The 17,562-nt window shown below is 66.6% G+C and carries 11 protein-coding genes; all 11 read left to right on the forward strand.

Translation table 11 applies throughout. From position 1 onward, the window contains the following. The first annotated feature begins 49 nt into the window (after positions 1-49). The 11 genes from IC232_RS11905 (at position 50) to addA (ending at position 17,508) form a co-directional block, all read left to right on the forward strand. Positions 50-748: a response regulator transcription factor gene (locus IC232_RS11905; RefSeq protein WP_190845168.1), complete on the forward strand. Its 699-nt coding sequence runs from the start codon at positions 50-52 to the stop codon at positions 746-748. A 73-nt stretch (positions 749-821) separates the two neighbouring features. Further along, positions 822-2,675: a sensor histidine kinase gene (locus IC232_RS11910; protein WP_190845171.1), complete on the forward strand. Its 1,854-nt coding sequence runs from the start codon at positions 822-824 to the stop codon at positions 2,673-2,675. Next, complete coding sequence (locus IC232_RS11915) at positions 2,672-3,127, forward strand: HPr kinase/phosphorylase (RefSeq protein WP_190845173.1); 456 nt, start codon at positions 2,672-2,674, stop codon at positions 3,125-3,127. The genes IC232_RS11910 and IC232_RS11915 overlap by 4 nt, the downstream gene beginning before the upstream one ends. 88 nt (positions 3,128-3,215) lie before the next feature. Then, the gene (locus tag IC232_RS11920; RefSeq protein WP_190845176.1) at positions 3,216-3,617 is read left to right on the forward strand and encodes a PTS sugar transporter subunit IIA; all 402 of its coding nucleotides are present in this window, start codon (positions 3,216-3,218) and stop codon (positions 3,615-3,617) included. Positions 3,618-3,622: 5 nt separating this feature from the next. Next, on the forward strand, positions 3,623-3,943 hold the full coding sequence (locus tag IC232_RS11925; protein WP_190845178.1) for an HPr family phosphocarrier protein: 321 nt from the start codon (positions 3,623-3,625) through the stop codon (positions 3,941-3,943). Positions 3,944-4,230: 287 nt separating this feature from the next. Next, positions 4,231-5,631, forward strand: coding sequence for an adenosylhomocysteinase (gene ahcY, locus IC232_RS11930; RefSeq protein WP_190845180.1), 1,401 nt, complete (start codon positions 4,231-4,233; stop codon positions 5,629-5,631). Positions 5,632-5,992: 361 nt separating this feature from the next. Continuing rightward, positions 5,993-8,560 carry a sensor histidine kinase gene (locus tag IC232_RS11935; protein ID WP_246812184.1) on the forward strand — a complete coding sequence of 856 codons (2,568 nt, stop codon included), beginning with the start codon at positions 5,993-5,995 and terminating at the stop codon, positions 8,558-8,560. A gap of 8 nt (positions 8,561-8,568) precedes the next feature. Continuing rightward, positions 8,569-10,155 carry a tRNA (adenosine(37)-N6)-threonylcarbamoyltransferase complex ATPase subunit type 1 TsaE gene (tsaE, locus tag IC232_RS11940; RefSeq protein ID WP_190845183.1) on the forward strand — a complete coding sequence of 529 codons (1,587 nt, stop codon included), beginning with the start codon at positions 8,569-8,571 and terminating at the stop codon, positions 10,153-10,155. Positions 10,156-10,164: 9 nt separating this feature from the next. Next, the gene (locus tag IC232_RS11945) at positions 10,165-10,899 is read left to right on the forward strand and encodes a nucleotidyltransferase family protein (protein ID WP_190845185.1); all 735 of its coding nucleotides are present in this window, start codon (positions 10,165-10,167) and stop codon (positions 10,897-10,899) included. A 10-nt stretch (positions 10,900-10,909) separates the two neighbouring features. After that, complete coding sequence (gene addB / locus IC232_RS11950; RefSeq protein ID WP_190845188.1) at positions 10,910-14,077, forward strand: double-strand break repair protein AddB; 3,168 nt, start codon at positions 10,910-10,912, stop codon at positions 14,075-14,077. Further along, on the forward strand, positions 14,074-17,508 hold the full coding sequence (addA, locus tag IC232_RS11955; RefSeq protein ID WP_190845190.1) for a double-strand break repair helicase AddA: 3,435 nt from the start codon (positions 14,074-14,076) through the stop codon (positions 17,506-17,508). The genes addB and addA overlap by 4 nt, the downstream gene beginning before the upstream one ends. Positions 17,509-17,562: the final 54 nt, after the last annotated feature.

Raw genomic sequence — 17,562 nt, forward strand, 5'->3', positions numbered from 1 at the left:
CACGTGGCAAAAAGCCGACATTCGTCCGTGCCAAGCTAAGGAAGAGTTCATGCCAACGATCGCCCTTGTCGATGACGATCGCAACATCCTGACCTCTGTTTCCATCGCCCTCGAGGCGGAGGGCTACCGCATCCAGACCTATACCGATGGGGCCTCGGCCCTGGACGGGCTCAAGCACGCCCCGCCGGATCTGGCCATCTTCGACATCAAGATGCCGCGCATGGACGGCATGGAGCTGCTGCGCCGTCTGCGGCAGAAATCGGACCTTCCCGTGATCTTCCTGACCTCGAAGGACGAGGAGATCGACGAATTGTTCGGCCTCAAGATGGGCGCCGACGATTTCATCCGCAAACCCTTCTCGCAACGTCTTCTGGTCGAGCGCGTGAAGGCGGTGCTGCGCCGCTTCGCCCCCAAGGACCAGAGCGCCCCCAAGGAGGCCGATCCGAAGGCCCTGGAGCGCGGGCAGCTCAAGATGGACCCGGAGCGCCATGCCTGTACCTGGAAGAACGAGCCGGTGACGCTCACCGTGACGGAGTTCCTGATCCTGCAGGCGCTCGCCACGCGCCCCGGGGTGGTGAAAAGCCGCAACGCGCTCATGGATGCGGCCTATGACGATCAGGTCTATGTGGACGACCGGACGATCGACAGCCACATCAAGCGCCTGCGCAAGAAGTTCAAGTCGGTTGACCAGAGTTTCGAAATGATCGAGACCCTCTACGGCGTAGGCTACCGCTTCAAGGAAGCCTGACGCTGAAAGCGCGAGCAACCTGGATAAGACCTTGGCCCGGTGCGCCCATCGGGTCCCGGGTCAAGCGAGTGGCATGAAGGCTGACCCCATCCACGCCGAGGCGGGTTTCGACGATCCGCCTGCTCCACAGAGCACCCTGGAGCGGCTGAAGCAGTTCGGCCGCATGCTCGTGCAGCGTGCCTCGTCCAGCCTCACGCGCCGGATCGTGGTGCTCAACCTGGCAGGCCTCGTGGCCCTGCTCGTGGGCTTTCTCTACCTCAACCAGTTCCGCGAAGGCCTCATCGAGGCCCGGGTGCAGAGCCTGCTCACCCAGGGCGAGATCATCGCCGGGGCGATCGCCGGCTCCGCCACGGTGGAAACCAACACCATCACGATCGATCCGGACCAGCTGCTGCAGATGCAGGCCGGAGAGACGGAGCGGTTCAACGACGAGGCCTTCTCCGCCCTCGAATTTTCCATCAACCCCGAGCGGGTCGCGCCTCTCCTGAGGCGGCTGGTAACGCCGACCAAGACCCGCGCGCGCATCTTCGACCGCGAGGGCATGCTCCTTCTCGACTCCCGGTCATTCTACTCCCGCGGCGACATCCTGCGCATGGATCTTCCGCCGGTGGCCAATGTGGAGGACACCCTGACCGCCATGGAGCGCACCTGGAACAGCATCCGCAAGATGTTCCGGCGCACCATTCGGCCGGTGCAGGAGGAAGCTGGACCGGTGAACGGCAAATCCCTGGCCGAGGTGCAGCAGGCCTATGCGGGCCAGCAGGCGAGCGAGGTGCGCGTCAACGCCCGTGGCGAGACCATCGTGTCGGTGGCCGTGCCGATCCAGCGCTTCCGCACGGTGCAGGGCGCGCTCCTGCTCTCGACCCAGGAAGGCGATATCGACGCCATCATTGCGTCCGAGCGTTTTGCCCTGCTCCAGGTCTTCCTGGTCGCCGCCGTGGTGATGATCGTGCTGTCGCTGTTCCTCGCCGGCGCCATCGCCGGCCCGGTCCGCCGCTTGGCTGAAGCCGCCGAGCGGGTGCGGTGGGGCACGAAATCGCGCCAGGAGATCCCCGACTTCACCGGCCGCGCCGATGAGATCGGGCACCTGTCAGGGGCGCTTCGCGACATGACCAAGGCGCTCTACAACCGCATGGACGCCATCGAGAGCTTCGCGGCGGACGTGGCGCACGAGCTGAAGAACCCGCTCACCTCCCTGCGCAGCGCGGTGGAGACCCTGCCGCTCGCCCGCAGCGACGAATCCCGCGGGCGGCTTCTCTCGATCATCCAGCACGACGTGAAGCGTCTCGACCGGCTGATCAGCGACATTTCGGACGCCTCGCGCCTCGATGCGGAGCTCGCCCGCGCCGATGCGGAGCCCGTGGACATGGTGCGCCTGCTCGAGGCCGTGGCGTCGGTGGCCAATGAGCGGCGCCAGGAACATGACGCGCTCATCACGCTGAATATCGAGAACGCGGCCAAGAACCGCGACGCCTTCCTGGTGCTCGGCCACGACAGCCGCCTGGGCCAGGTGTTCAACAACCTGCTCGACAATGCCCGCTCCTTCTCGCCGCCCGACGAGACCGTGAGGGTCTCCATGCGCCGGCGCCGGAACGATGTGGAGATCCTGGTGGAGGACAGCGGGCCCGGCATCGAGCCCGATGCCCTCGACCGCATCTTCGAGCGCTTCTACACCGACCGCCCCGAGCAGGGCTTCGGCCAGAACTCAGGGTTAGGCCTGTCCATCTCCCGCCAGATCATCGAGGCGCACCGGGGCACGATCCGGGCCGAGAACCGGCTTGGAGCCCCCGACGAGAGCGGCGAGCCGCGGCGTCTCGGCGCCCGCTTCGTCATCCGGCTTCCTGTCGAGGGCGCCAGAGCCGGGAAGGCGCAGGCGAGGCGAAACAAGGATCGCGACCGGCGCGAGGTGGGAAAGACTGGGCCGTGAGCAGCCCCCAAACCATCCATGCGGGCTGCGTGCTCATCGGGGAGGCCGGGCTCCTGATCCGGGGCGCGCCGGGTTCCGGAAAGTCGACGCTCGCCCGCGAGGTGGTGTCCCGTGCCCTCCAGACGGGCCGTTTCGGGCGCCTCGTCAGCGACGACCGAACCAGGATCGAAGCGCGGAACGGCCGCCTCGTCGCCCAGCCGGTCGAGCCGCTGGGCGGGTGCATCGAGGTGTTCGGCCTCGGGATCGTCCGGCAACCCCATGAGCCGGCAGCCGTCATCCGCCTTCTCATCGACCTCTGCGAGAGCCTGGATCGCTACCCGGACGAGCAGGACGGGCATGTCGCCCTCTGCGGCGTCATGGTCCCTCGCATTCGCATGCAAGCCGGAGCAGTCTCGGCGGACATTGCTGTGGCCTGCCTGAGTGGTGTTTGCGACACGGTCGTGACACTGTGATGAACTTTTGCTCTCATTGCTCTTGCGCTTGGCTTCGCAGTGCACAAAATAGCGGCTCCGCTCTCGGAGCGTTCGGACCTGTAACATTATGATTGGAATGGTGCTCGTCACCCACGGGCAGCTCGCGACGGAATTCAAGGCGGCGCTTGAGCATGTGGTGGGACCTCAAGAGCAGCTTGAGACGATCACGATCGGCCCCGACGACGATATGGAAACACGGCGCAAGGACATCATGGATGCCGTGTGCCGGGTCAATTCGGGCCAGGGGGTCGTGGTTCTGACGGATATGTTCGGGGGCACTCCCTCCAACCTGGCCCTGTCCTGCATGAATGGCGGCTCCGTCGAGGTGGTGGCCGGCATCAACCTGCCCATGCTCATCAAGCTCGCCAGCGTGCGCGACGAGGAGCCTCTGGTCGACGCGGTGTCCCATGCCCAGGAGGCGGGGCGCAAATACATCAACATCGCCTCGCGCGTTCTCTCGGGAAAGTAGCCAGCATGGACAGCACCCTCGATCAGGACTGCCCGCCGGTTGTCGTGCCCGAAGGTGCCATGGCCCGGGAACTGCCCATCATCAACCGCCGCGGCCTGCATGCCCGCGCCTCGGCCAAGTTCGTCCAGACCGTCGAGCGCTTCGACGCCGACGTGACCGTCACCCGCTGCGGCGAGACCGTAGGTGGGCGCTCCATCATGGGCCTGCTCACCCTCGCGGCTGCCCAGGGGACCACGATCACCGTCACCGTCAGGGGAGCGGATGCCTCGGCCTGCCTGCAGGCCATCGACGACCTCCTCGCCAACAGGTTCGGCGAGGACGAGTAGGTTCAAGACCACTCTCAACGTTTCCCACTGTCATTCCGGGGCCGCGCAGCGGAGCCCGGAATCCATAAACACGACGCCTCGGAAGAGAGCGGGGAGCGTTTCGCATCTTTTGCACCGTTAGCGGTTATGGATTCCGGGCTCTCGCTGTCGCTCGCCCCGGAATGACAATCCCGAAGGCTCTCCGCGAAACATATAAAGACATCTTTATATCTTGATTGCCTCTGCCGCGGCTCTCTGGTAGAGACGGCGCCAATTCACTCAGGATTTGGTGCGAAAGAGAGGCCATCATGGCACAGGATTACATCGTCAAAGACATCGGCTTGGCTGAGTTCGGCCGCAAGGAGATCTCGATCGCCGAGACCGAGATGCCGGGCCTCATGGCCATCCGCGAGGAATACGGCCCGAAGCAGCCCCTCAAGGGTGCCCGCATCGCCGGCTCGCTCCACATGACCATCCAGACCGCGGTGCTGATCGAGACCCTGAAGGCTCTCGGCGCCGACATCCGCTGGGTGTCCTGCAACATCTACTCCACCCAGGACCACGCCGCCGCTGCCATTGCGGCTGCCGGCATTCCGGTCTTCGCCTATAAGGGCGAGACCCTGCAGGAGTACTGGGAGTACACCGCCAAGCTGTTCGACTGGCACGGCGGCGGCATGCCCAACATGATCCTCGACGACGGCGGCGACGCCACCATGCTGGTCCATCTCGGCCTGCGCGCCGAGCAGGGCGACACCGCCTTCCTCGACAAGCCGGGCTCCGAGGAAGAGGAAGTGTTCTTCGCGCTGGTCAAGCGCCTGCTCTCCGAGAAGCCGAAGGGCTGGTTCGCGGGTCTGGCCGATTCCATCAAGGGCGTGTCGGAAGAGACCACCACGGGCGTGCACCGCCTCTACATCATGGAGAAGGAGGGCAAGCTCCTCTTCCCGGCGATCAACGTCAACGACTCGGTCACCAAGTCCAAGTTCGACAACCTCTACGGCTGCCGCGAGTCGCTCGTCGACGGCATCCGCCGCGGCACGGACGTGATGATGGCCGGCAAGGTCGCCATGGTGGCGGGCTTCGGCGACGTGGGCAAGGGCTCGGCCGCCTCATTGCGCCAGGCCGGCTGCCGCGTGCTGGTGTCCGAGGTCGACCCGATCTGCGCGCTCCAGGCCGCCATGGAAGGCTATGAGGTCACCACGATGGAAGACGCGGCCCCCCGGGCCGACATCTTCGTCACCGCCACCGGCAACAAGGACGTCATCACCCTCGACCACATGCGCGCCATGAAGGACCGGGCGATCGTCTGCAACATCGGCCACTTCGACAACGAGATCCAGGTCGCGGGCCTCAAGAACCTCAAGTGGGACAACATCAAGCCGCAGGTGGACGAGATCACGTTCCCCGATGGCCACCGCATCATCCTGCTGTCGGAAGGCCGCCTCGTGAACCTCGGCAACGCCATGGGCCACCCGTCCTTCGTGATGTCGGCCTCGTTCGCCAACCAGACGCTGGCCCAGATCGAGCTCTTCGCCAACCAGGGCAAGTACGAGCGCAAGGTCTACACCCTGCCCAAGCACCTGGACGAGAAGGTCGCCGCCCTGCATCTCGAAAAGATCGGCGTGAAGCTCACCAAGCTGCGCCCCGATCAGGCCTCCTATATCGGCGTGTCCGAGCAGGGCCCGTTCAAGCCGGATCACTACCGCTACTGATCGGCCTCACACTCTTGAAGATCGAAAGCCCGGCTCTGCCGGGCTTTTTTATTGGCCTGACTGTCGTCGAATCGACAGAGTGTCGCACCGGCATGTGTGTGACCGGATTGCAATATGGTTCGACGAATTGCGCACAGGTTCTCCAAAGGAAGTTTAAGCCGGTATTAACCCTCTTCCTGGCGGAGTCAGGGGTGGTCTAAGGTGAACACGAATCGACCGGCTGTGCTTCGGCATCGAACCTGCGCCGGCAGTTCCGTTCATGCGTAGACGGTTGACCTCTGTAGCGTCGGAAGGCGCAGCCGGGGATTGATCCAACTTGGCCTGGTTGTCAGGCCGCCAACACGGGAAGGGCAGCAACGGCATGGCCGGGCTTGGGGAGCGACACGACCGCGGCGCAGACGGGAAAAGCCTTCTCGTCGGGTCCGCGCGGGCATCCCTGTCCCTGGTGCTGCTCGCCGGCACCTCCCAGGCAGCGCTCGCCAACGATCTGCTGCATCCATTGTCCGAAAAGGCATCCGATCTTCTCGGCTTCCTGCACAGCTTCGACCTGCACAACGCCGTCTATTTCGGCCTCTTCATGGGCCTTGTGGCCTTCTCCACCACCACCTCCCTGCTGCTGATGCGCGAGCAGAGGCGCGTGGTACGGATCGAGCGTTCCTTGAGAAACGAGCTGGCGGCCCTGCGCGGCGCCGACGATCTCGCGGCTCTGCTCATGGGCTCGGAACGCCAGTTGCTCGTCAGCTGGCACGGCCGAGACGGCGAGCCGCGCTTCCAGGGCGACCCGTCCATCATCGGCGAGAATGCGCCGGCCCAGCGGGCGCTCGCCTTCGGCACCTGGCTGAGCCCCGCCGATGCGGCGGCCGTGGAAAGCGCTCTCGAGCAGCTCAAGCTGCGGGGCCAGGCCTTCCGCCTCACGGCCCGCTGCACCGGCACCCGGTACATCGACGTGGAGGGGCGCACCATTGGCGGCCGGGCGATCCTGCGCCTGCGCGACGTGACCGGCGACCGCGCCGAACTCCTCAAGGTTCAGGGACAGCTGGCAACGGCTCGCAGCGATCTGCGCTCCATGACGATGCTGCTCGACGACGTGGCCTATCCGCTCTGGATCCGCGATACGGACGACCGGCTGCTCTGGGCGAACCAGGCCTATCTGCGCTCGGTCGAGGCCCGCGATCTCGACGATGCCATCGGCCGGTCGCTTGAACTTCTCGGCGCACCGACCCGAGAAGAGGCGCGGCGCAAGCGCCTCTCCGGCGCCACCTATTCCGGTCGTGTAACGGCCGTCGTCGCCGGCCACCGCGCGGTGCTCGACGTGATCGAACGCCCGACCACCGGCGGCAGCGCGGGCATCGCGGTCGATGTGTCGGAGCTGGAGGCGGTGCGCACCGATCTGCAGCGCCAGATGGACGCCCATGTGCGCACCCTCGATCAGCTGCCCACGGCGGTGGCGATCTTCGACGGCGCGCAGAACCTCATCTTCAGCAATTCCGCCTATCAGCGTCTCTGGGGCCTCGATGCGGCGTTTCTCGCATCACGCCCGTCGGACAGCGAAGTGCTCGACCGCCTGCGTGGAGCCAGGAAACTTCCCGAGCAGGCGGATTTCCGCGCCTGGAAGGCCGATTTCCTGCAAGGCTATCGCTCCGTCGAGCAGCAGGAGACCTGGTGGCACCTGCCCGACCGGCGGACTCTGCGCGTGGTGGTCAATCCCAATCCACAAGGCGGCGTGACCTATCTCTTCGATGACGTGAGCGAACGCTTCGAGCTGGCCTCGCAGGTGCACTCGCTCACCCGCGTGCAGAGCGAGACCCTCGACACCTTGAAGGAAGGCGTTGCGGTGTTCGGCTCCGACGGGCGCCTCAAGCTGCACAACCGCGCCTTCGCGGACATGTGGAGCCTCGCGGCCGAGATGACGGCCGCAAACCCGCATATCGACACGGTGATCAAGGCCTGCCGTCCGCTGGCCCCCCGCGACGAGCCCTGGATCGACATTCGCGGCGCCGTGGCGGGCCTGGCCGACATGCGCATGGGCCTGTCCTGCCGCATCGAGCGGCATGACGGTTCGGCGCTCGACTGCACGGCGCAGCCGCTGCCCGACGGCGCGACGCTTCTCAGCTTCACCGACGTGACGGCAAGCGTGAACGTGGAGCGCGCGCTCACCGAGCGCAACGATGCGCTGCAGCGCGCCTCCCGCCTGCGCGACGAGTTCGTGCATCACGTGTCCTACGAGCTGCGCTCGCCGCTCACCAACATCATCGGCTTCACGCAATTGCTCGGCGACGAGACGGTAGGCGCGCTCAATCCGCGCCAGCGCGACTATGCCGATCACATCATGCGCTCCTCGGCGGCGCTCCTGGCGATCCTCAACGACATTCTCGATCTCGCGTCCATCGATACGGGCTCCCTCGAGCTCAGCCCCGAGATCGTCGACATTCGCTCCACCATCGAGGCCGCCATGCGCGGGCTGGAGGACCGGCTGGCCGAATCCTCGCTCAATCTCGTCATCGACACCCCGGACGACATCGGCACGTTTGTCGCCGACGGCAAGCGCGTGCGCCAGATCCTGTTCAACCTGCTCTCCAATGCGGTCGGCTTCTCCTCCCCCGGCCAGACCATCCGCGTTTCGGCCCGCAAGCGCGGCGGCGAGGTGATCTTCGAGGTGAAGGACCAGGGCCGCGGCATCCCGCCGGAGGTCAAGGCCCGGGTCTTCGAGCGGTTCGAGAGCCACACGCTCGGCACCCGCCACCGCGGCGTGGGCCTCGGCCTGTCCATCGTGCGCTCCTTCGTGGAGCTGCACGGCGGGCGCATCGACATCTCGTCCGCGCCGGGCATGGGCACCACGGTCACCTGCATCTTCCCGAATGAGCGGCACGAGACCCCGTCCGATGGCCGATCCGCGCAATCTGCGCTAACTCCCATCGCAGCCGAGTAGGAACAGCGATGGTGAATGGACCGGCCCTTATGCCCGAGCAGGATCTTTTGCAGGCCGCATGGATCGTCACGCTTCCCGACCACGAGGCGACGGAGCGCTTCGCCCGCATCCTGGCCGAGGAGCTGAAAGCCGGCGATCTCGTCACCCTTTCGGGCGGTCTCGGGGCCGGCAAGACGACGCTCGCCCGCGCCCTCGTGCGTCTTCTCGCGGGCGATCCGGAGCTCGAGGTCCCGAGCCCCACCTTCACCCTGATGCAGGTCTATGAAGGCCCGCGCAGCTCCATCGTCCATGCGGATTTCTACCGCCTGTCCGGCGGCTACGAGCTGGTGGAGCTGGGCTGGGACGAGATGACCGAGAACGCCATCTCCCTCGTCGAATGGCCGGAGCGCGCCGAGGGTGCGCTGAAGCCCGAACATCTCGACATCCGCCTCGATTTCGCGCCCGGCGGCCAGGGCAAGGGCCGGCTCGCCATGCTCACCGGCACCGGCGCCTTCGCGTCCAGGCTGCAGCGCATGAAGGCCTATCGCAACCTGGTGGAGCGCTGCGGCTGGGGCGATGCCAGCCGCCAGCCCATGACGGCCGACGCCTCCGTGATCCGCTCCTATGAGCGCCTCGTGAAGCCCGACGGCTCGACCGCGCTCCTGATGATCTCGCCCCCGCGCCCGGTCGGGCCCGCGGTGCGGCGCGGCAAGCCCTACACCACCATCGCGAAGCTCGCCGAGACGGTGAATGCGTTCGTGGCCATGGACAAGGGCCTGCGGGCCTTGGGGTTCAGCGCGCCATACATCTACGGCGAGGAGCTGGAGGCGGGCCTCCTCCTCATCGAGGATCTCGGCGCCGAGCCCGTGACCGACGAGAACGGCCCGATCCCCGATCGCTATGCAGAAGCCACGCGCCTCCTGGCGCAGCTCCACGGCCAGACCCTGCCGCAGGTGCTTCCCGTCACCGATGGCATCGACCACGCGATTCCGGTCTACGATCTCGAAGCGCTCCTGATCGAGGTGGAGCTGCTGCTCGACTGGTATGTGCCGCACATCATCGGCACCCAGCTCTCGGGCTCGGTGCGGGCGGAGTTCGTCAATCTCTGGACCGAGACCCTGGGCGAGGTTCTCTCCGCGCCGGTGACCTGGACCCTGCGCGACTACCATTCGCCCAATCTCATCTGGCTGCCGGGGCGTGAAGGCCTGCAGCGCGTGGGCATGATCGACTTCCAGGACGCGGTGCTGGGCTCCCCGGCCTACGACGTCGCCTCCCTGCTGCAGGATGCGCGCGTGACCGTGCCGCCGGAACTCGAACTCAAGCTCATCGGCCTCTATGCCCGCGACCGGAAGGCCGCGGATCCGGCCTTCGACGTGTCGTCCTTCGCGCGCGCCTACGCCATCATGGCAGGCCAGCGCGCCACCAAGATCCTCGGCATCTTCGCCCGCCTCGACCGGCGAGACGGCAAGCCGCATTACCTCAAGCACCTGCCGCGGATCGAATCCTACCTCATTCGCAACCTCGCCCATCCGGCCCTGGGGAAGCTCAAAGGCTGGTATGAGACCCACCTGCCGCGGCTCATCCCACCCGTGGATGAACCCCCTCCCGAATCCTGAGCCAGTCCTTTGCCCCAGACCTCGCCGCGCGCACCCCACAGAGCCATCGTCCTCGCTGCAGGTCTCGGAAAGCGCATGCTGCCGATCACGGCCACCATGCCGAAACCGCTGGTGAAGGTGGCGGGCCGGAGCCTGATCGACTTCGCCCTCGACAAGCTGCACGAGGCAGGCGTCGAGACGGTGGTGGTGAACGTGCATCACTTCGCCGACATGCTCGAAGCGCATTTGAGCAGCCGCGAGACGCCCCGCATCGTGGTCTCCGACGAACGGGCTGAGCTTCTGGAAACCGGCGGCGGCGTGAAGAAGGCCCTGCCGCTGTTGGGCGATGAGCCTTTCATCACCTTCAACTCCGACTCGCTCTGGATCGAAGGCCAGAAGCCGAATCTGCTACGCTTGGTGCAGGCCTGGGACCCGGACAGGATGGACATCCTGATGCTTGTGGCGCCGTTATCCACAAGCATCGGATTCGAAGGCCGCGGCGATTTTCATCAGGATTCCGACGGTCGCCTGCGCCGCCGCGGAACGGACGACAGCGCTCCTTTCGCCTACGCGGGCGTCGCGATCGTAAAGCCGGAACTGGTCCATGGCACGCCGGATGGAGCCTTCTCCGCCAACGCCTTCTACGACCGTGCCATCGCCAAGGACCGCCTCTATGGCTTGTGCCTGGAGGGTCAATGGCTGCATGTTGGCGAGCCGCAGGCCATTGCCGAGGCCGAACAGTGCCTCGCCGCCAGCAAGCGATGAGGTTGAAGGAGTGTCGAGCGTACCGCGTGTCTTTTCGATTCCTCCGGGTTGCGCCTTCCTGCCGACCCTGGTGGACGCGCTGTCCGACGGTTGTCTTGTCGGCCCCTTAACCGACGATCCAGCGGCTCTCGCCGACATCACGATCTACGTTCCCAACCGCCGCGCCACCCGCGCGCTGATCGCGCTGCTGGCCGAACGGGGCAGCGGCCGGGCGCAGCTCCTGCCGCGCATCGTCCCCTTGGGCGAAACGGATGAGGCCGAATTCGAGCTGACGGGCCTGGAGGGCACGCCGCTGCAGGAGGCCGCGAGCCTCAAGCCCCCGATCCCGCCCCTGGAGCGCCGCCTCATCCTCACGCGCCTCGTGCAGCGCTGGTCGGCGGAAGTGGACCGCGCTCTGCTGCAGATCGGCCCCGAGGTGCCCTTCATGGTGCCGGCGTCGCCCGCCGATGCGGTGAACCTCGCGGGCGATCTCGAGACCCTGATGGATGCCTTCACGACGGAAGGCATCGACTGGCACGCCCTCGAACTCGCCGTGGATGCCGATTACTCGAAATATTTCGAGATCACCCGTCACTTCGTGCAGATCGCAAGCGAGTACTGGCCCAAGATCCTGGCCGACCGGCAGGCGAGTGATCCGGCGCAGCGGCGCAACGCCTTGTTGGAGGCGGAAGCAAAGCGTCTCACCCGCGAGCGTCCGGAGCATCCGATCATCGTGGCGGGATCGACCGGCTCGGTGCCGGCCACCGCGAACCTGATGGGCGTGATCGCGCGCCTGCCCAAGGGCGCCATCGTGCTGCCTGGTCTCGACACCGATCTCGACGAGGAGAGCTGGTCCACCATCGGCGGACACGGCGACGACGAGTCTGATCCGGTGCACAGCCATCCGCAGGCTTCGCTCCGCCGTCTCCTCGACAAGCACCTGCGCATCCCACGCTCCGCCGTCACAGTGCTTGGAGACACGCCTGCGGCCGCAGGAGCCCGCAATCATCTGCTCTCGGAAGCCCTGCGTCCGGCCGATACCACGGACCGCTGGTCGCTGATCTTAAACGAAGATCGTGTTGCCTTGAGCCGCAGCGGCTGCGAGGGCCTCGCCATCATCGAGGCGGCGGACGAGCGCGAAGAGGCTTTGTCCATCGCCATCGCGTTGCGCGAAGCCATCGCTCGCCCGGGACAAAACGCAGCCCTCGTCACGCCCGACCGCGCACTTGCCGCGCGCGTGACGGCAGAACTCGCCCGCTGGGGCCTGAGCGTGGAAGACTCCGCCGGCATTCCCCTCTCCGACACCCCGGCCGGCCGTCTCGCGCGGCTCGCCGCCGAAGCGGCGGCTGACGATCTACGACCCCTGCGACTGCTCGCTCTGCTGGCGCATCCGATGGTGCGTCTGGGCTTGTCGCGTGAAACCGTCGAGCATGCCGCCAGCGTGCTCGAAATCGGGGTGCTGCGCGGTCCCGCTCCTGCGCTCGGCGTTGAGGGCATCCGCACGGCGCTCGCCAGTCGCCGAGTTGAGAACAACCGTCGCGCACCGCGTCCGGTGAAGCGCCTGACAGAGGCCGACTGGGACCTCGCCGACGAATTGCTGCGGCGCCTCGGCGTTGCCTTCGACAGCTTCACGCCCGCCGTTCACGGCGAGGGCAGGCTCGACCTCATGGCCCTGGTGGAGCATCACCGCCGGGCCGTCGAACTGCTCTGGGCCGGTCCTGATGACGCGCCGGAAGAGCCTGATGCAGACACCTCTAGGGAAGCGCTCGCGGCGCTCTTCGACGACCTGGAACACTCGGACATTCGCGCCGAGGAAGGCCATCCGCTTAGCGGTCGCTTCGTCGATTATCCAACCTTTTTCAACGCGCTCGCCAAGCAGCGTTCCTTGAGCCCTTCGCCGCGCTCGACCCATCGCCGCCTGAAGATCCTCGGCCTTCTTGAAGCGCGCCTCCTCTCCGTCGACCGCGTGGTCCTCGGCGGATTGGATGAGGGCACCTGGCCGCCGCGCACGGTGACCGACGCGTTCCTCAACCGCCCCATGCGCTCGCGCGTCGGACTGATGCCGCCGGAGCGGCGCATCGGCCAGACCGCGCATGACTTCGTGCAGGCGCTCGGCACTCACGACGTGGTGATCACCCGCGCCCACAAGCGCGACGGCTCGCCCATGGTGCCTTCGCGCTTCCTGCAGCGGCTCAAGGCCTTCACCGGCAAGGACACCTGGGAGCAGATGACAAAGGCGGGCGAAGTGTATCGCCGCCTCGCGCGCACCCTCGACACGCCGGAGCCCGCGCCGCCGCTGCCGCGCCCGCGGCCGAAGCCCGACCCGGCGCTGTTCCCACGCAGTTTGAGCGTCACGGAGATCGAGACGCTGGTGCGCGATCCCTACTCGATCTTCGCGCGCCACATCCTCAAGCTCGATGCCCTCGACGCCATTGCCGTGACACCGAGCGCGGCGGATCGCGGCACGATCATTCACGAGGTGCTCGGCCAGTTCGCCACGCAGTACCCGAAGGCCATTCCCGCCCATTCGCTGGAAATCCTCCTCGGGCTCGGTGAAGTTGAATTCGCCGACATCGCCGAGGCTTATCCCGAACTCTATGCCGAATGGTGGCCGCGCTTCACGCGGCTGGCCACGGAGTTCGTTGTGTGGGAGCAGGCGCGCCGTCCTGCGCTCGTCGATGTCTATGCGGAGCGCTCGGGCTCCCTGTCGATCCCGCTGCCGGACGGCTCGATCTTCTCCTTGCGCGCCCGCGCCGACCGCATCGAGCACCGCCGCGACGGCGGCTTTGCCATCATCGACTTCAAGACCGGTCAGCCGCCCGGCATCCGGGAAGTCTATGCCGGCTTCTCCCCGCAGCTGACGCTTGAGGCCATGATGCTGATGAAGGGCGCCTTCAAGGGTCTGCCCAAGGCGAAGGAAACGCCGGACCTCATCTACATCCACACCACCGGCGGACGCGAGCCGATCAAGCCGCGCGAGATCGGGCCGTCGGGCAAGGAGACACGTCCTGTTGCGGAGATCGTGGAAGAACATCGCCGCCGCTTCGAGGGCATGATCGTGCGTTACGCCAAGGGCGAAGCCGCCTATCTGTCGCGGCCCTTCCCGAAATATGCGCGGCGCTTCTCGGAATACGATCATCTGGCGCGCGTGAAGGAATGGTCGCTCGCCAGCGCCGGCGGCGGTGAGGGCTTCGAATGAGCACCGATCTCGTCATCCCGCAATACACCAAGGACGCGCAGCGTCGCGCCGCGAACCCACGCGCCTCCGCCTGGGTGTCGGCCAATGCGGGTGCGGGAAAAACAAAGGTGCTCACGGATCGCGTGGTGCGCCTGCTGCTGGCAGGTTCGCTCCCGGGTCGCATCCTGTGCCTCACCTTCACCAAGGCGGCCGCCGCCAACATGGCAATCCGCGTCTTCGAGCGCTTGGGACGCTGGGTGACGCTCGACGAGGACAGCCTTGTCGCGGAACTGACGGAGCTGGAAGGCGAGAAGCCGACCCGCAAGCAGGTGAAGCTCGCGCGCACGCTATTTGCGCGCGCGGTGGAAACGCCGGGCGGGTTGAAGATCGACACCATCCACGCCTTCTGCGAGCGGCTCCTGCATCTCGTGCCATTCGAGGCCAACGTGCCGGCGCGCTTTGCCGTGCTCGACGAGAGCCAGACCGACGAGATGCTGGCGCAAGCCACCGCCAACGTGATGGCCGATGCGGCGAGCGGCAACTTCCCGGCCCTGGCCGAGGCCCTCGACATCATCAGCGTCGATGCGGTGGGCGATGCGCTCGCCTCCGCGATCAATGCGGCGTTGAAATGCAAGACGTTCCTGCATGATCCCACAGGTCCCATGCGGCTGCGCAAGGAACTCGGATTGGGCCCGGACGAGACGCTCGACATCATCGAGCGCACCATGCTGGAAGGCGGCCTCAAGCCCGAGACCTGGCCCGCCATCGCCCAGGAGCTGCTCGGCGGAAAGGCGACGGACCAGAAGCGCGCTGCATCCCTCATCGCGGCTGCCGAGGCCAAGGAATTACCTGAGAAGCTGGAGAACTATCTCTCGGTCTTCCTCACGGATGGCGGTACGCCGCGCAAGAGCTCAGCCTTCCTCACCAAGGATGTGAGCGAGAGCCTGAAGGACGAGCTGCTGCGCGAGCAGGATCGGGTGTGCTCGCTCATCGACAAGCGCAAGGCGGCGCGTGCTGCCGAGCGCACGGGGGCGCTGTTCACCCTCGCCGCCGAGATCCACGCCCGCGTCGAGCAGGCCAAGATGCGGCTTGGCGCCCTCGACTTCCAGGACCTCATCGACAAGACGCTGGCGCTGCTCTCGCGCGGCGACACCGCCTGGGTGCTCTACAAGCTCGATCGCGGCATCGACCACGTGCTCATCGACGAGGCGCAGGATACGAACCCGGAGCAATGGGAGATCCTGCGCAAGATCACCGAGGATTTCACCGCGGGCGCGGGTGCTGCGGGCGGGCGCGTGCGCACGCTCTTTGCAGTGGGCGATCCCAAGCAGTCGATCTACGGTTTCCAGGGCGCAGCCCCGCAGGAGTTTGAGACCACCCGCCGCAGCTGGTCGCAGAAGGTGCGCGAGGCCGAGCTCGCCTTCGAGGACGTATCGCTCACCATGTCGTTCCGCTCAGGCAGGGCCGTGCTCTCGGCCGTGGACGCGACGTTTGCGGTCGACCGGCACTTCAAGGGCCTGTCCTTCGAGGACAAGGCCGTCGGCACCGTGCACGAGAGCGCGCGGCCCCATGCGCCGGGCCTCGTGGAATTGTGGCCCGTCGAGACGCCGGCAGACGAGGAAGAGCCCGAGGCCTGGGTTCTGCCGGTCGACGAGCCCGAGCAGCAATCGCCCCCCGTGGTGGTCGCGCGGCGCATCGCGCAGGCCGTGAAGTGCTGGACCACCAAAGGCGACGAGACGGGCCGCCTGTGGAAGGCCGGCGACATTCTCGTGCTGGTGCGCAAGCGCGGCGCGGCCTTCGAGGCGGTGATCCGCGCGCTGAAAGAGGCGGGCGTGCCGGTGGCAGGCGCCGACCGGCTCAATATCGGCGAGCACATCGCCGTGCTCGATCTCGTGGCCGCGGGCCGTGCGGCGCTGCTGCCGGATGATGACCTCACGCTTGCGACCGCCTTGAAGTCCCCGCTCGTTGGGCTCAACGACGACGATCTCATCCGCATCGCCGCGAGCCGCTCGGAGGAGGAATCGCTCCACGCGGCGCTGGCGCGTCACGCCGACAACGGCGACGCGAAGGCAAAGCGCGGATGCGAGGCACTCGCCGCGTGGCGCGAACTCGCGAAAATCCATGGCCCCTTCGGCTTCTTCGCCACCCTGCTCGGCCCCCGCGGCGGGCGCTCGCTGCTCGTGGCGCGGCTGGGCAGCGAGGCGGGCGATGCCATCGATGCCTTCCTGTGCTTCGCGCATCAGTTCGAGATGACGGAAACGCCGTCGCTCACTTACTTCATCACCCGGTTCGAATCCGCCGATCACACCATCAAGCGCGACCTCGATTCCGTGAACGACGAAGTGCGCGTGATGACCGTGCACGGCGCCAAAGGCCTGGAAGCATCCGTCGTGGTGCTCATCGATGGCTGCGAGGTGCTCGGCCGTGACTCCCCGCTGCTGCAGCTGCAAACCAAGATGGGCGACAAGATCCCCGTCTGGGCGCCGGGCAAGACCTCCGATTCCAGCGTGATGGCGCAGGCCCGCGAGATCCTGCACGCGAAGGGCCACGAGGAGCACAACCGGCTGCTCTACGTGGCGATGACCCGCGCCAAGGACCGGCTGGTGATCGCCCCTTATCTCACGGGCAAGAAGGAATCGCCGCAGGAGGCCTGGTGCGAGATGATCCGCCATGGGCTCGTCGCCAAGGCCGGCGGCCTGGAGCTCGACAAGGCTCCCTATGGCCCGATCTCCGTGTGGCGCGACGGCTCGCCCCTGGCGCGCACCCTCGCGGCCGAGTCGGATGTCGTAGCCCTCGATCCCATCGCTGTGCCGGACTGGCTGACCGCCAAGGTGGCGCAGGAGCCCGAGCCCCTGCCGCCGATCCGCCCCTCCAGCGCGCTCGGCGCCGCCGACCGCATGACGCGGCCGGGCGACGGACCCTATGCCCCCGAGGCGCGCTTGCGCGGCACCCTGGTTCACGCCCTGCTGGAGCGCCTGCCGGCCCTGTCGCCGGAGCACCGGGAGAGCATGGCCCGAGCTTACGTGAAGGCCCGTGCCCCGCGGCTCGCACCAGACTTGCGGGAATCGATTCTCGCCAATGCCCTCGCCGTTCTCGACCATCCCGACCTGAGGCCTCTCTTCGGCATAGGCTCGCGGGCCGAGGCCCCCATCGCCGGGCATGTGATGACGGCCGAGGGCACACTTATGGTCTCGGGCCAGATCGATCGTCTGGCTGTGCTGGATAGCGAGGTGCTGGTGGCCGATTTCAAAACCACGGCTCGCCCGCCCCGCCCCGGCCAACCGCCACCGCGCTCTTACGTGGCCCAGCTCGCCCTCTACCGGAGGCTCTTGGCCGAAATCTATCCGGGACGGCAGATCCGCACCTTCCTGATCTGGACCTCAGGGCCGGTAATCCACGAGCTGATGGAACCGGAGCTGGAATCGGCACTTACCCTCATCAAAGCGGCGTGAGGGCCGGCGCCCTCGCTTGATTCCCAGCAGGCCGGTTCTTACCTTGGCCCTATA

Source organism: Microvirga sp., assembly GCF_014699075.1.
Classification (GTDB): domain Bacteria; phylum Pseudomonadota; class Alphaproteobacteria; order Rhizobiales; family Beijerinckiaceae; genus Microvirga.

Bases quoted from the DNA above. Each gene is read 5' to 3' on its own strand.
- IC232_RS11905 (WP_190845168.1), top strand. From the start codon at position 50: ATGCCAACGATCGCCCTTGTCGATGACGATCGCAACATCCTGACCTCT.
- IC232_RS11910 (WP_190845171.1), top strand. From the start codon at position 822: ATGAAGGCTGACCCCATCCACGCCGAGGCGGGTTTCGACGATCCGCCT.
- IC232_RS11920 (WP_190845176.1), top strand. From the start codon at position 3,216: ATGATTGGAATGGTGCTCGTCACCCACGGGCAGCTCGCGACGGAATTC.
- IC232_RS11925 (WP_190845178.1), top strand. From the start codon at position 3,623: ATGGACAGCACCCTCGATCAGGACTGCCCGCCGGTTGTCGTGCCCGAA.
- ahcY (WP_190845180.1), top strand. From the start codon at position 4,231: ATGGCACAGGATTACATCGTCAAAGACATCGGCTTGGCTGAGTTCGGC.
- IC232_RS11935 (WP_246812184.1), top strand. From the start codon at position 5,993: ATGGCCGGGCTTGGGGAGCGACACGACCGCGGCGCAGACGGGAAAAGC.
- tsaE (WP_190845183.1), top strand. From the start codon at position 8,569: ATGGTGAATGGACCGGCCCTTATGCCCGAGCAGGATCTTTTGCAGGCC.
- addA (WP_190845190.1), top strand. From the start codon at position 14,074: ATGAGCACCGATCTCGTCATCCCGCAATACACCAAGGACGCGCAGCGT.